Annotated in this window: 14 protein-coding genes; 3 read left to right on the forward strand and 11 right to left on the reverse strand. The window is 52.5% G+C overall.

All coding sequences use genetic code 11. The annotated features are described in order from the left end of the window. Positions 1-27 precede the first annotated feature (27 nt). From SK3146_RS11295 to SK3146_RS11335, 9 genes are all read right to left on the reverse strand, one after another. Complete coding sequence (locus SK3146_RS11295; protein WP_249865170.1) at positions 28-849, reverse strand: putative protein N(5)-glutamine methyltransferase; 822 nt, start codon at positions 847-849, stop codon at positions 28-30. 114 nt (positions 850-963) lie between these two features. Continuing rightward, entirely contained in the window at positions 964-1,473 is a 510-nt protein-coding gene (locus SK3146_RS11300; protein ID WP_249865171.1) for a hypothetical protein, read from the reverse strand. A gap of 237 nt (positions 1,474-1,710) precedes the next feature. Next, positions 1,711-1,968 carry a hypothetical protein gene (locus SK3146_RS11305; protein ID WP_249865172.1) on the reverse strand — a complete coding sequence of 86 codons (258 nt, stop codon included), beginning with the start codon at positions 1,966-1,968 and terminating at the stop codon, positions 1,711-1,713. Positions 1,969-2,102: 134 nt separating this feature from the next. After that, a complete protein-coding gene (locus SK3146_RS11310; RefSeq protein ID WP_249865173.1) occupies positions 2,103-3,185 on the reverse strand; it encodes a Gfo/Idh/MocA family protein in 1,083 nt (360 codons plus the stop codon). A gap of 263 nt (positions 3,186-3,448) precedes the next feature. Continuing rightward, positions 3,449-4,168, reverse strand: coding sequence for a response regulator transcription factor (locus SK3146_RS11315; RefSeq protein WP_249865174.1), 720 nt, complete (start codon positions 4,166-4,168; stop codon positions 3,449-3,451). A 150-nt stretch (positions 4,169-4,318) separates the two neighbouring features. Further along, on the reverse strand, positions 4,319-6,121 hold the full coding sequence (gene pnpS, locus SK3146_RS11320) for a two-component system histidine kinase PnpS (RefSeq protein WP_249865175.1): 1,803 nt from the start codon (positions 6,119-6,121) through the stop codon (positions 4,319-4,321). 80 nt (positions 6,122-6,201) lie between these two features. Further along, the gene (locus SK3146_RS11325; RefSeq protein WP_249865176.1) at positions 6,202-6,492 is read right to left on the reverse strand and encodes a hypothetical protein; all 291 of its coding nucleotides are present in this window, start codon (positions 6,490-6,492) and stop codon (positions 6,202-6,204) included. Then, positions 6,479-6,712: a hypothetical protein gene (locus tag SK3146_RS11330; protein ID WP_249865177.1), complete on the reverse strand. Its 234-nt coding sequence runs from the start codon at positions 6,710-6,712 to the stop codon at positions 6,479-6,481. Before SK3146_RS11330 ends, SK3146_RS11325 begins: the two co-directional genes overlap by 14 nt. A gap of 4 nt (positions 6,713-6,716) precedes the next feature. Continuing rightward, positions 6,717-8,249, reverse strand: a complete 1,533-nt coding sequence (locus SK3146_RS11335) for a fumarate hydratase (protein WP_249865178.1) — start codon at positions 8,247-8,249, stop codon at positions 6,717-6,719. Between the two features lie 267 nt (positions 8,250-8,516). Between SK3146_RS11335 and SK3146_RS11340 the strand changes: the two genes are divergently transcribed. From SK3146_RS11340 to SK3146_RS11350, 3 genes are all read left to right on the forward strand, one after another. Beyond that, a complete protein-coding gene (locus SK3146_RS11340; RefSeq protein ID WP_249865179.1) occupies positions 8,517-9,671 on the forward strand; it encodes a polysaccharide deacetylase family protein in 1,155 nt (384 codons plus the stop codon). A 19-nt stretch (positions 9,672-9,690) separates the two neighbouring features. After that, positions 9,691-10,290 carry a 5'-deoxynucleotidase gene (gene yfbR, locus SK3146_RS11345; protein ID WP_249865180.1) on the forward strand — a complete coding sequence of 200 codons (600 nt, stop codon included), beginning with the start codon at positions 9,691-9,693 and terminating at the stop codon, positions 10,288-10,290. Between the two features lie 765 nt (positions 10,291-11,055). Further along, on the forward strand, positions 11,056-12,585 hold the full coding sequence (locus SK3146_RS11350) for a dockerin (protein ID WP_249865181.1): 1,530 nt from the start codon (positions 11,056-11,058) through the stop codon (positions 12,583-12,585). A gap of 327 nt (positions 12,586-12,912) precedes the next feature. Here the strand turns inward: SK3146_RS11350 and SK3146_RS11355 are convergent, their stop codons facing one another. Together SK3146_RS11355 and SK3146_RS11360 are read right to left on the reverse strand one after the other, a co-directional pair. Further along, the gene (locus SK3146_RS11355) at positions 12,913-13,785 is read right to left on the reverse strand and encodes a GNAT family N-acetyltransferase (RefSeq protein ID WP_249865182.1); all 873 of its coding nucleotides are present in this window, start codon (positions 13,783-13,785) and stop codon (positions 12,913-12,915) included. Positions 13,786-13,861: 76 nt separating this feature from the next. After that, positions 13,862-14,191, reverse strand: coding sequence for a hypothetical protein (locus SK3146_RS11360; protein ID WP_249865183.1), 330 nt, complete (start codon positions 14,189-14,191; stop codon positions 13,862-13,864). Positions 14,192-14,200: the final 9 nt, after the last annotated feature.

Genomic DNA, 14,200 nt, shown 5'->3' on the forward strand with positions numbered 1-14,200 from the left:
CCGGTTTGTTTGCATTGACGTTGATGTTCATAAATCAACTCTTCCATTCATACGATCTGCCCGTGTCCCGGTAATAACCGTAGCATCTTCTTCTTCCGATCGTACCATTGTAGAGCGAAGTCCGTATTGAGCCAAAAGCTCTGCGGCCAATGGCGCCTGGCGCTCGCTCGTCTCGATCAGAAGACAGCCGTTCCGTGCAAGCCAGGATGGTGCGGCGGCGGCAATTTTGCGCAAAACGTCAAGGCCGTCGGAGCCGCCGTCAAGAGCAACCAGCGACTCATGCTCCCGGGCTTCCTGAGGCAGAAGCTTCACAGCCTCGGTCGGCACATAGGGCGCATTGGCTATGAGCACATGAACCCGGCCGCGAAGCTCATCCGGCAGCGGTTCATAGAGATCGCCTTCGTACACGAAGCCGCTAATGGATTGGATATTACGTCGGGCGCAGCGCACCGCGACCGGATCGATATCGACGGCATGCAGCTCGATACGCTCCGACGCTGCCGCTACAACCGCCCCTATCGCTCCGCTGCCGCAGCACATATCCACCACGACGGCTCCCGGCTGAACGAGGGCAGCCGCTTGCCGGGCCAAAAACTCGGTTCGATACCGCGGCACAAAAACGCCCGGGTCCACTTGAATCCGTAAGCCGCAAAACTCCACCCATCCGATTAAATACTCGACGGGAACTCCGGCGATTCTCCGCTCCACCCATGCAGCGAGCTGCTGAGAAGTCGGCGCAGACGAGATGAGAAGCCGCGCCTCATCCTCCGCAAAAACAGAGCCGGCATGGCGCAGCTTGCTGACGATTTCCGAATAAACAACGTTTTCATTAAGCTCATAATTATGCACAAATCATCCTACTTTTTATGGGGATTGTATCTTCAGTATACCTTCCGCTCCTTCCTATCGGTGTGTAGAAAAATAGTATAATGAAACTATACCGCCCCGCTTCAGCCATCCGATTTATTTGGCAGATCCGTTAATGATCGTCTCATAATCGTCGAGCCCCGATGCCATCAGCCACTGACCGTTTACATACTCGATCTTTATAATCGCTGTGCCATACGGGTCGTCAAGCACCGTTGTATCTAACGTAATTTCGGCGGCATGATCTTTCTGGCTCTTCACCTTGGCGGTATCGATCAGAAATTGGGTCGCCCATCCGTGCCCCCCGTTTTGCGTGTTCACATACAGCCGCCCCTCATAGTCCTTATAGAGAGGCAGACCGGTATCCTTCGTTTCCAGATAACGGCTGTACAATTGCTTTTGAGCGGTATCCCGGGTGAATACTTGCTCGACCACTTTCTTTAAATCCGCTATCGAGTTGACACTGCTGGTATCGATTCCCGACTCCCATTTTTCCCCGTAGATCCTTCGATACTGCTCCTCGCCCGGAATCGCCTGCGACGCATCCTCTTTAAACACCCCGGAACCGTTAAACATGCCTGCAACGATATCTACCGCCTTCGGCAAAAGCTGGGTGAGAATCTCCTTAGCTTCGTTGTCCGTAAGAGCCGCATTTGCTGCATCATTTGTTCCGGCGGCGGTTTTTATTACTTCAACTTGATGATGTCCCTCGTTTATTTGTGAATTATCGCAGCCGATACAGCCAGCAAGTAAAACAAATGTTGCTAATAACAGAAAAATGGTGACTTTGGTTATCCTCATTCATCCACCGCCTTAAACAATTCTTCACTAACAATCACCCGGTTACCTTTCCTCATCCTTAAAATGATAATGCTCATGATCAATACCGTCCATTCCAACCAGCTCGCCGCTTTTCTTATGATAATAGGCAAAGTTACAGTTCACAGGCAACCTGAGCAGATGGTAATTTACATTCCGTGGCAATCCGTTAATCTCTTCAATCGCTTGTTCTTTAGAAGTATACATGGCAATGGGAAAAAAGTTAGGAAAACGTCCTCCTCCGTTAGCCACAAAAATTCCCCAAACCGCATCCTGAACCATCCATTCACCCTCCCCTGGTAACAGCCATTTTACCACAATTTGGGTTAAGCAGGCGATAAGGCGTTAAGAAAAAACGGAAACGTAAAAAAGCCCGGACACCTTCATCAGAAGGTCATCCGGGCCGTAAGGCTGTATTAGTCGAAATAAACCGCTTTGCCGGTTTTCGACGATTCGTAAATGGCTTCCAGAATTTCCGAGACGACGCAAGCCTGCTCCGGCGTAACGACCGGCTCTTTATCCTGCTCGACCGCTTCCAGCCACAAGCGCGCCTCCAGATCGGCCGGGCTTTCTTTTTTCCCGTCGTAGAAATCGACGCCCTTGGCATCCAGCTGAATTTCGTTCATGAACAAGCGGCTGTGCTTTTCGCCGTTAATGCGCAGACCGTCCTGCATGTCGGCCCCGCCTTCGGTGCCGCACAGCGTCGTTTTGGCTTCGCCGGTTTGCAGCATATTGATCGCCCAGCTCGATTCCAGCACGATCGTCGCGCCGTTTTCCATCGTAATCATGCCGAAGGCGGAATCCTCGACCGTAAACTTCTCAGGGTCCCAAGAGCCCCAAGCGTTGGCGGCGTTTTTCTTCTGGGACAGCTTGTGGAAGGCCGTACCTAGCACCGCTTTCGGCTTGTAGTTGTCCATCATCCACAAGGTCAAATCGAGCGCATGCGTGCCGATATCGATCAGCGGACCTCCGCCCTGCTTCTCTTCGTCCAGGAATACGCCCCAAGTCGGAACCGCGCGGCGGCGAATCGCATGAGCCTTCGCATAATAAATATCGCCGAGCTCTCCGTCGGAACAAAGCTGCTTCAAATACTGGCTGTCGGAACGGAAACGGTTCTGGTAACCGATCGTCAGCTTTTTGCTTGTCCGCTTGGCCGCTTCCACCATGCGGCGGGCGTCGGCCGCCGTCTTCGCCATAGGCTTCTCGCACATCACATGCTTGTCCGACTCCAGGGCGGCGATCGAGATATCCGCGTGGGAATCGTTCGGCGTACACACATGCACGATATCGATCGTGCTGTCTTTCAGAAGTTCCCGATAATCCGTATATACTTTCGCGTCCGGAGTGCCGAATTTCTCGGCGGCTTCCTGCGCTCTTTCCTCTACAATATCGCAGAACGCAACCATTTGGGCGTTGCTTTGATTTTTCAGTGCCGGCATATGCTTGCCGTTAGCGATTCCACCGCAGCCGATAATGCCGATTCTAAACGTTTTTGCCATTCCTATGTTCCTCCTTCGGAATCCTGAACTAATTAGCTTATGAGCCTGTCTTCTTGCTTAGCCCTAGTATATTGAAGATAGGGGGAAAAAGATATTTCTAATCTGGCTAACATTATATGCAATTTTGCCATCCTTTCCAGTCTGAAAGACTTCACCGGACTATTGTTTCCAATCTGATGCAAAATTTGTCGCCGATTTCCCGGGAAATGGAATTTCGGACGTAAAAAAAGAAGCCTCCGGTGCGAGACGCTTCTTCTTCTGCCTTATGCTTTTTTGATTGCGGTTGCGACCAGCTTGTAGCCGACCCCGCGAATCGATTCGATCTGCACGCTCTGCTGATTCATCTCCAGCTTCTTGCGCAGGGAGCTGACATGCACATCCACCGTGCGCTGGCCGCCGATATAATCGAAGCCCCATACGATATTCATCAAATCGTCCCTGGTCACGACGACGCCCGGGCGCTGAACAAGATAGAGCAGCACTTCGAACTCCTTCGGTCTGAGCGGGATCGACTCCCCGTTCAGCATGACCTCGTACTTCTCCGGATAAATGTACAGATCGCCGACCTGAATGACCTTCTCTCCCGCCGCGCCTTTGTCCTGAAGCTGGTCCTCGGACAATGTTCTGCGTAAAACGGCGGAGACGCGGGCCAGCAGCTCGGCCACTCCGAACGGCTTCGTAATATAGTCGTCCGCGCCGTATTTCAAGCCCTGCACGACTTCCTCCTCGGCATTGCGCGCCGTCAGAATGATCACCGGCGTTTTGTTGCCCTTCTGGCGCAGCTTGGATAAAATCTCGAAGCCGTTAAGCCCGGGAAGCATAATATCTAAAATGATCAGATCAAACTGCTGCTGAAGAGCGGTTTGCAGCCCTTCGCTCCCGTGATCGATCACCTTCGTTTCATAGCCGTCTTGCGATAAATTATAAGATAGCAGTCTTGCTAGCGTAGGCTCATCTTCAATAACTAAAATTTTGTGCGGCATGGGAATCCCCCGTTTTAGTTTCTATATGACAAGCTTATCATAGCACGGTTTTGTTGGCAAAATGTAAAGTTTTTATTAATTTATTGTAAAGCGGCAAGGGCAGGGAAGCGCCGGCTTATGACGCCCTGCCCCTGCCGCAGCCGCTAGCGGTCAATGGATGACCGGCAGCTCGACGATAAATTTCGTCCCCATGCCAACCTCGCTTTCCACGCGGATCGTTCCTTTGTGCAGCTCGACCAAATGCTTGACGATGGATAGACCAAGCCCCGTACCGCCCGAACTGCGGGAGCGGGCTTTATCAACCCTGTAAAATCGTTCGAAGATGCGCGGCAAATCCTTCTTCGGAATCCCGATCCCCGTATCGGAGATCGTCATCTGAATCCGCTCGTAGTCGCCGCTCGGACCGTAGCTGCCTTCTACCGGCTCGACCTTGACCCTCACCTTGCCGCCTTCCGGCGTATAATTGACGCCGTTGGACAGCAGGTTGATCAGAATTTGCCGCAGCCGGTCCTCGTCGGCTTCGATGTACATCTCTTCGTCGACCTCCATCGCCAGCTCGATCGACTTCTTCTTCGCTTCGGCGTTCATCACGTTCAGCGCATTGGCGACAAAGGTATGCATATGCACCGGCGAAAATTGCAGCGGAATCCGTTTCGATTCAATCTTCGACAGCTCCAGAATGTCGCCGATCAGCCGGTTCAGCCGCTCGCTCTCGTCGAAAATAATTTGCAGAAACGATCTCGCCGTCTCCTTATCGTTCAGCGCGCCGGCGAGCAGCGTCTCGGCGAAGCCTTTCACCGCGGCGATCGGCGTCTTGAGCTCATGCGACACATTCGCGACGAATTCGCTGCGCATCCGCTCAAGTCTGCGCACCGCCGTAATATCGTGCAGTACGATCAGTACGCCGGCCCATTCCCCTTCTCCTACGGAAAGGGGGCTTAGGTTGATCTCCAGAATCCGCTCCGATGGGTAGTAGAAAATCATCTCATCGCGGATATGCTCCTTAGAATCGATGCATTCCTGAATCAGCTGCGTAAATTCGTACTGCTGCTTCGCTTCGTCAAATTTTTTGCCGAGCAGCTCATGGGAAGAGAAGCCGACAATCTCCTCCGCCGAACGGTTGAGCAGCACAATCTTGCCTTCGCGGTCGATCATCATCACGCCGCTGATCATATTTTCCAGCACGCTCTTCAGCCGGCTCTCGTCCTCCAAAATCCGGTTCATCTGCAGCTGCAAGCTGTCCGCCATGCCGTTGATCGCCTGCCCGAGCTGTCCGACCTCGTCCTTCTTGCGGATATGAACTCTCGCCTTGTAATTCATATTCGTAATCTGGTAGGCGACCCTCGTAATCATCTCGATCGGGCGCGTCAAACTGTAGGCGATCCGGTAGCTGATCAGGCCGGCAATAATGAACACGGCCAGCAAGCCGATGAGCACGCCGTACCATACTTGGCGGATCGAAGCGTCGACATCTTCCAGGCTCATCGCTAGCCGCAAGAAGCCCTTGATTTGACCGTCTTCCTTCACCGGTACCGCCGCATACAGCATATTGCGCTGCAAGGTGGCGCTGTAGCGCATATCCGTGCCGAAACCGCCGCTCTGCATCGCTTCGGCGACTTCCTTCCGGCTCAAATGGTTTTCCATATCCTGCGGATCGTGATCGGAGTCGCCCAGCACCTTGCCGTCGGAGCGGATGTAAGTGACGCGGGCGTCCGCCGATGCCTTGAGCCGATCGGCCCGCTCCGTGAAATAGCGGATCTGCTCCGTCTCCGTTCCCGTTTGTCTCCAGTCGATCGTCACGAGAATGACTTTGAGTTCCCGCTCCATATTCGTTTTTAACGCATCGATATGGGATTCCTTCAGCATTCGGGCCATGAACAGCCCGGCGGCAAGGACGGAAGCCCCGATCAGCACTATAAATATCAATGTAAGTCTTGCCCGGAATTTTTGCATCGTTCCTTCGGTTCCCTCCGTATGAGGCGCGGCAATGTTACCCCCGCTGGAATCATTCTTGTGTAAAAAGTAAACATACCTTAGTAGCGTAGCTGTTCGGAGATCGGAACGCCAGTTAATTTTTTGTTAAGACGGGTTTCGAATTTTTTCAAGCACCAGTAATTCAACGGCGCGCAGACCGGGGCCGACCACTCCTTGAACCGGTGCCGCGACAGCTCGTTGACGATCACGCCCAGCGCCGTCGGCACTACAATAATTTTAACCAAATCGAGCATAACCTTTACATGATCGAATGCAATATCCGCCCCGAAAAACAGCGATACCTCGAACGGTATGACAAACGGGCTTAATGCGGAATCAAGCACGATCATCGACAGCGCAAGCGGTAGGCATCCGAAACGCCTGCTTGATCTGGCCCCAGCTGCAGCCGGTCGCCATCACGAACGTCAAATAAGCGAACAAATACGGCGCCCAGGCCGTCAGTCCGTTAAGACGGGCAGAAAAAAGAAACCCAAGTATCAGAGATACCGGGACAATGAGGGACAAATATTTTTCTATACCGGCGTTCAGCCGGATTCCAAAGGTTCTCATTGATTTAAGCGAATACAGGCTCTTTAAATTGCGCGAGCTTCTCCAGCGAGTTTTTATCGACTTCGGCGTGCAGGCTGTTGCCGTGGGAATCCATCGTCACAATCGCGGCGAAGCCTTCGGTTTGCAGATGCCACATCGCTTCAGGCGTGCCGAACTCCATAAAGTCGACGCCGCTTACTTTCTTGAAGCATTGCGCGTAATACTGCGCCGCGCCGCCGATCGCGTTCAAATAAACGGCGCCGTGATCCTGCAGGGCAGCCAGCGTTTTCGCGCCCATGCCGCCTTTGCCGATCACCATGCGAATGCCGAACTTCTTGATGATCGTTCCTTGATACGGCTCTTCCCGGCTGCTGGTCGTCGGGCCGGCTGCCTTCACATGCCATTCTCCGCTCTCATCCTTCGCCATAACCGGACCGCAGTGGTAGATTGCAGCGCCGTTCAAGTCGACAGGGGCGTCGTGATCCATCAAATATTTGTGCAGCGCGTCGCGCCCGGTGTACATAGGTCCGTTGATGATTACGACATCGCCTACGCGCAGCTGGCGAATCTGCTCTTCCGTTACCGGCGTTTGCAGTACGACTTCGCGGCGTTCGGACGTTTCAGAACTTGCTGCGGCTTCCTTCTTCATCGATACGGTGTTGCCGTTCGGATATACCCATTCCTTGATGCCGCCGGTGTTCGGATCGAGCAGAACGCCTTGTCTGCGGAACGCCCAGCAGTTGTAAGCAACGGATACGAAGAAGCTTGCCGGCAAACGGTTCATCACGCCCACCTTACAGCCGAGCAGCGATACTTGACCGCCGAAGCCCATCGTGCCGATGCCGAGCTGATTGGCGGTTTCCAAAATGTAATCCTCCAGCTTGCGCAGATCCTCTATCGGGTTCTCGTCGTCTACACGGCGGAACAATTGCTGCTTGGCCAGCTCGTAGCCGCTTGTCCGGTCGCCGCCGATGCCCACGCCAATGAAGCCCGCGCTGCAGCCCTGACCTTGCGCTTGATATACCGCGTGCAGAATGCATTTGCGGATACCGTCGAGGTCGCGTCCGGCTTTGCCGAGCCCTTCAAGCTCCGTTGGAAGGCTGTATTGAATGTTCTTGTTTTCACAGCCGCCGCCTTTGAGGATCAGCTTCACTTCGATCTCGTCCTGCTCCCACTGCTCGAAATGAATCACGGGCGTTCCGGGTCCGAGATTGTCGCCGCTGTTAGCGCCGGTAAGCGAATCTACCGAGTTGGAGCGAAGCTTGCTGTCTTTGGTCGCTTTGGCAACCGCTTCGAGAATTTGCTTCTTCATGACGATTTGGTTGGCGCCTACGGGACAATGAATAACGAAGGTCGGCATTCCCGTGTCTTGACAGATCGGCGAAACGTTGCACTCGGCCATATCGATGTTATCGGCAATCGTAGATAATGAAATCGCGGAACGGGTTCCCGCATCCTCCCGCTCTTGGGCGGATTGGATCGCTTGCCGGACGTCGGCCGGAAGATTCGTCGATGTCTCTACGATCAGGTCGTAGATGCTCTGTTGAAATTGCTGCATGAATAAAATCTCCTTTCCAAAATAAGCCCTGCGTCAATTCTATATATGATGGCACATAAGTATATAATAGCATATTCCGCCATGTTCAAAAACTGCGAAAAACAGCGCCATGACGGCTTCCCGCGGCGCCAGCCTCCCATTGTCGTTTCCTAGTAAACTTTTCGTTAAAAATAGCAGGCGGCGGCAGGAGTTTGCCCGCAAATAATAGAATACGTTAGCAGAGTAAACTAGGTCATTCAGACTACACGATAAGGAGCATCGATGTTTATGAGGAAACTCGTCGTCAAGGCGGTTGCCCTGAGTATTTTCGGGCTTGGCATGCTTCTTCCTTCCCTCCAGGCGGCCAAGACGAATGTCCTATACAAAGATCAAGTCGCCGTGATCATGTACCACCACGTGGACGATGACGCCAAAAGCGCCGGAACGATCACGACCAAGCTTTTTGAAGACCAGCTGACGTATTTAAAAAACAAAGGCTACCAATTCATCACGCTGCAGCAATTCAGAGACTATATGCAGGGCGCCAAAGTCCCTCACAACGCCGTGCTGGTAACGTTCGACGACGGATACGAGAGTTTCTATGTAAACGCTTACCCTATTTTGAAGCATATGCGCATTCCCGCCGTTAATTTTGTCATTACGGGAGATTTGGAAAATCCTCTGGCCAGCTATATCCCCTCCTTATCCAAGGATGAAATCGTCGAGATGACCACCGATACGAATTTTATCGACGCGCAGTGCCACAGCAACAGCTTCCATTATAAATTGCCGGACGGCAGCGCGGCCCTCCTCGGACGGATCGTAACGGACGACAAAAAGGAAACCGAGGAGCAATACAAGCAGCGCGTTCTCGGCGATACGCAGGCGTGCGTCGCCAAGCTGGGCGAGCTGTATCCCGGACCGATCGACGCGTATGCTTATCCGTTCGGCTTTTACGATAACAAAACGATCGATTATATCGGCCAAGGCGGCATGAAATATGCCTTCACCATCGTGCCCGAAATGGCGACCCGCGACGAAGACCCGATGCAAATTCCGCGCATCAACGCAGGCAACAGCGCCGTCACGCCGGAAGTTCTCGACTCTTCGATCATGCGCCGCATCGTGGCGCCCGCACCTTCGTCTCAGGAAGTGCCCTTAGCGGACACGATGAATCAGCTGGGCGGGAAAGCGGCAGCGGCGGCGGACGGCACCGTTACGATCCAGTACCAGAGCGGCCAGTGGACCGGGACGGCGAACGCCAACAAGCTGACGGCCCGCGCCGGAGGCAAAACGATTACGCTGCAAAAGCCGCTCGTCCTGAAAAATAACAAAGTGTTCATAGCTCTTAAAGATTTGGAAACTGTCATCGGCGCCCAAATCGTGTATAATCCTACTGTGCAGAGCTTTTCCGTGCGCCAGACGCCCGCGGCAAAGAAGTAAACAGGATAGGATGAGTTATATGGACAGTCATTTTTTCGCTTATATGTACCGCTTGCGCTACATTGAACGCTGGAGCCTTATGCGCAATATCCTCAAGGAGAACGTCGCCGAGCATTCGTTTCACGTCGCGCTGCTGACGCATGTGCTGTGCACGATCGCCAATGAGGAATTCGGCCGTAACGTTCCTACGGACCGCATCGTCAGCATGGCGCTGTTCCACGATGCGACGGAAGTGTTTACGGGAGACATCCCGACGCCGGTGAAGCACCATAATCCGAAAATTTTATCCAACTTCCGCGATATCGAACAGCTTGCCGCCGAACGGCTGCTGGATATGATTCCTCCGAAGCTTAAGCCCGTATACGAGCCGCTGATCGACGCCAAGTCGTCGGGACTCGATCCCGAGTTGAAGCGTTACGTCAAAGCCGCCGATTTGCTCGACGCCTACTTGAAATGCGTGACCGAGCTGTCCGCGGGCAACAAGGAATTCGGCAGCGCCAAGAAACAGATCGAGCAGTCGATTCAGGAAATGAATATGCCGGAGATGGAGTACTTTCTTAAGCATATGGCGCCCAGCCTGGAGAAGACGCTCGACGAGCTGTCCGAGGAATCATTGTAAGCCGATCCGCACCCAAACGAAAGGACCTCAATTTCCACTGCCATGTGGAGGCTGAGGTCTTTTTCTCGAAGTCCAGTCTGACTTAGAAAATATTTCAATTGGGAATATCATTGTTCGCAAAGAGGGCGACAACACAAATGTAGTTGGTCAAATAAAAGTTGCCGAAAGTCTTCCATCTGCTAACATTGGGGCAAATATATCCTTTCAAGATCAAAATGGAAAAGAATTAGGATTCATTGTTATTAATGAAAAGCTCAAGGCAGGGATAAATAATTTTGAAGCAGTCGGTTCCGGAGATTTCACTAATTATGTTTCATTAAAATTCCATATCGGTGCATTGAACGGTAGAATCGTAAAATAGCTGTTTGGAAAGAGCAAGAAAACCGTATCCAGCGAGCATGGCGATATTGAAATTGGGCGGGGAATCGAACTCGTCGGCTTTCGGGAACTAGGCCGCTATTCCGCCGGGGGTTGATCCCCCCGTTGCTCGCCGGATCGCTTTAAAATAAGGTAACTCCCCTATAACTATAATGTAAGTCCCCCATAAGTATCTTGGAATTATTGGTATAATACAATTTGTAAGCGTTTACTAATAATAGCATTGCTGTAAGGCCCGTGCCGGCCGGCCACCGGCTTGCGGCATCAAGTCTGGGAGCAAGGGAGGTGGAAGGAAAGTCAACCCGTCGGACGCGACGTGCTCAATTGATGTTGGCCTATGCCATTGCGGCGACGCATGGCTGAGGCATTACAAAGGAGGTTAAGTTGATGCTCAAATGGAATAAGTCCAAAATGAAAAAGATATGCGGAATTTCAGCCGCTTTATCGGTTACTTTATCGTTATTTTGTGCGGCGGGTAACCCTGTTGTCTACGGTGCTGCTGCCTCGCAAAATATCGTTGCCTTTCCCGGAGCTGAAGGCGGAGGCAAGTTTGCCACAGGCGGACGCGGAGGCGAAGTCGTATATGTCACTAATCTTAATGACAGCGGACCCGGCTCATTCAGAGATGCGGTCGGCACGCCGAATAGAATCGTCGTTTTTAAAGTGGGAGGAACCATTGAATTACAAAGCGATGTCGTTGTCAAATCCAATGTGACTGTAGCCGGGCAAACTGCGCCGGGCGGCGCAGGAATTACATTGAAAAACTATAAAATCGGTCTAGGCGGGGATAATATTATTCTTCGTTTTATCAGCTCAAGGCCCGGTGAAAGAGGCGTCGAGAAGGATTACGATGCATTTGGAGGGGCGAACGGAAGCAATTCCATAGTAGACCATGTGTCAATAGGCTGGGCAAATGACGAACAATGGGGACTTTATTCAAACAATAATAATTACACCGTACAGTATTCCATCATCGGTCCGTCGAATTCATTTTCCTACCATTCCAAAGGCATTCACGGGTTTGGGGTTATGCTTGGCAGGGCTAATGCTTCATGGCATCATAATCTGCTTGTACACAACGTATCCCGGAATTTCAGAGGAAAAGTAGTGGGAACCAATCCCATCGATTTTACCAATAACGTCATCTACAACTGGGGATACCAAACGGCTTACGGGACTCTCGGGCATGAAAATTATGTGAATAATACGTTAAAAATGGGCGTTTCCACCAAAGGAGGCTTCAATTATATAAGCGTTGGAGATAGCGGAACAAGTCCCGAAAACTATTCCATTTATTTAAAGGGGAATCGGTTTCTTAATAGGGATAATACAGACTACGGTACGCTTACCTCGAATAACTGGACAGGGATAACCTATGATTCCGGAAAAACAGAAGCAAATACCCGTTCGGATGTTCCTTTTGAAATGATTGTAAACGATGTGAATGTTTCTACCGCCGTCTACGCGGAAAGTGCCAAAGATTCCTACAATCATGTGCTGCATTACGCCGGTGCGGCGGTCAGTGCGAATCAAAGAACGGCTATTGACAAGCAGGTTGTTTTCGAAACAAGATCAGGTCAAGGATCGCTCACGGGCGCAAGACCTTATTCGGAAGCTTCGGATGAACAAAAAGCAGAGCTTGACAAATACCATATTGAAACGGGCGTCGAATATATGTATCCTGATGCAGTGCTGACCGGGGCGCCGGCGGATACAGATGGAGATGGCATGCCTGATGACTGGGAGAAGGCAAGAGGGCTTAATCCGAACAGCGCTTATGCGCCTGACGGCACCTTGGAATCCAGTGGGGACTACTGGGGAATGGGCTATACGAATATCGAATATTATATCAATGATTTAACGGTTCATGCATTCCCGGCCAACACCGTGAAGGCTTCTCCCAAAAAAAGAAAATAATGTCGCTGACGAAAACGATGCCTGCAGCGGCAGGGCGGCAGAATGGTTAATGAACAAATATCCGTCAAATTCGGGCAAGCAGCCGCTGCTTGCTTCTTTTTTTATGATCGTTGACTGCTGGCCGGCATCTCGACAGGATAGATCGTTCGACTTGCCGGGCTTCTCCCCGTTGACGCCCTCCCCCGTCCCTTTCGGAGAGGCGGGGGCGAATGAAAAGCCGATATGATCGATCCAAACCTTCTGCATATCGCCTTTCAGCTGTACCCTTTTGGGGCTTAGGCACAGCGCCTCCTTCGCCTCGCTCCCCTTCGCTTGCCAGAGGAATGATTATAGCTCCAGCAGCGCCGTTTTGTAGGCGGTGACGGTCGGCTGCATCGGCGCCAAAAGCCGTTCGGCCACTTTCCGCATCCGCATATTTTTATCCAATATTTGGATGACGGTATGCGTCGCTCCCGTCCTGCCCAACCTTTGCGCGGATTGGGCCGCCAACGCCAACCCCAGCCCTTGGTCCCGGTAAGCTTCGCGGATATATAGCGCGCGGTAGAGCAGCGTATCCGTCAGCTCGCGATCGACGATCGACCATCCGACGATTTGTTCATCCAGCTTGAGCGCCAGGCTGCAGCTGCGATCGATAATGCTTTCTTTTTGCAGCGGCATGAAATAATCGTTAAAATCTTGCTCCTGCAGCGTATTCATAAGCGCCAATTCGTTCTGCCGCAGCTCGCTCCAAGGGACGACGCGAAAGCGGGCAGGCAGCTTGAACCGGCGAATCCACGGGCTGGGCATGCCGGCGAATATGTCGCATCGGTAAAACCGGCTGTATACCGCTGGCGGCTGCCATCCCGATTTCACTAGAACCCGCTCCAGCGCCTCATATTGGTTGAGGGCATAATACTCGATGCACGCTCGCTTCTTTATTCGATGGAGATGCGCCTTCAGCTCCTGCATAAGCGCCGTGCCGATGCCGCGATTCCGGAAACGTCCGTCGACGAATACGGAGAGCACTCTGGCCGGATCGTCGCGGGCAGGCGAATGGGCGAGAAGCAGTCCGACGGGATGTCCCGTCCAGCGGGCGCCCAGAGCTAATTTTTGCCCCTCCGGGTCCGCATCGGGCCGGACCAGCCAGTCTCTGTAAGAACGATAGGTGAAGGGCTGATACGGCCCCGCCGTTTCCGGCTCAAGATGTACAATCTCAATCAAGGTACGACATCCTCCCGACGCGTCCAAAAAAAAGAAGCCGAAACGATGATTCCGGCTCCTCTCTCCAAACGTTGTATTATCTTTTTTTCTTGCCTTCCGGATACGGAGGACCGTACAGAATAAACGCCGAGAATGACGTGCCTCCGGAGACTTGCTCCAGTTCCGCTTCGTCCAGCTCGCGCTCGGCGTCGGAGGCAGGGGCGTTGATCAACGTCTTCGCCTGAAGCTCTCCGTTCTCCCCTTCGGAAATGACAACTTCAACGCCTTCCGGCAAATCCAAGCCGCTCAGCTCCCGGATCGCCTGATTCGGATTAGCCAGCGCGAGCGCCCGGAATGAAGCGTCCTCCGCAGCGCGCTGCTTGAACAACTCGAATTGCTCGTTAGCCTTCTCCATCGTCCAACTCATAAGGTAAAA

The sequence above is a fragment of the Paenibacillus konkukensis genome (assembly GCF_023523925.1).
Lineage (GTDB): Bacteria > Bacillota > Bacilli > Paenibacillales > NBRC-103111 > Paenibacillus_S > Paenibacillus_S doosanensis.

Excerpts from the sequence above, each read along its gene's own strand:
- SK3146_RS11315 (WP_249865174.1), bottom strand. The coding sequence starts at position 4,168 with ATGCCGCACAAAATTTTAGTTATTGAAGATGAGCCTACGCTAGCAAGA.
- pnpS (WP_249865175.1), bottom strand. The coding sequence starts at position 6,121 with ATGCAAAAATTCCGGGCAAGACTTACATTGATATTTATAGTGCTGATC.
- SK3146_RS11305 (WP_249865172.1), bottom strand. The coding sequence starts at position 1,968 with ATGGTTCAGGATGCGGTTTGGGGAATTTTTGTGGCTAACGGAGGAGGA.
- SK3146_RS11360 (WP_249865183.1), bottom strand. The coding sequence starts at position 14,191 with ATGAGTTGGACGATGGAGAAGGCTAACGAGCAATTCGAGTTGTTCAAG.
- SK3146_RS11330 (WP_249865177.1), bottom strand. The coding sequence starts at position 6,712 with ATGAGAACCTTTGGAATCCGGCTGAACGCCGGTATAGAAAAATATTTG.
- SK3146_RS11310 (WP_249865173.1), bottom strand. The coding sequence starts at position 3,185 with ATGGCAAAAACGTTTAGAATCGGCATTATCGGCTGCGGTGGAATCGCT.
- SK3146_RS11350 (WP_249865181.1), top strand. The coding sequence starts at position 11,056 with ATGCTCAAATGGAATAAGTCCAAAATGAAAAAGATATGCGGAATTTCA.
- SK3146_RS11335 (WP_249865178.1), bottom strand. The coding sequence starts at position 8,249 with ATGCAGCAATTTCAACAGAGCATCTACGACCTGATCGTAGAGACATCG.
- SK3146_RS11325 (WP_249865176.1), bottom strand. The coding sequence starts at position 6,492 with ATGATCGTGCTTGATTCCGCATTAAGCCCGTTTGTCATACCGTTCGAG.
- yfbR (WP_249865180.1), top strand. The coding sequence starts at position 9,691 with ATGGACAGTCATTTTTTCGCTTATATGTACCGCTTGCGCTACATTGAA.
- SK3146_RS11340 (WP_249865179.1), top strand. The coding sequence starts at position 8,517 with ATGAGGAAACTCGTCGTCAAGGCGGTTGCCCTGAGTATTTTCGGGCTT.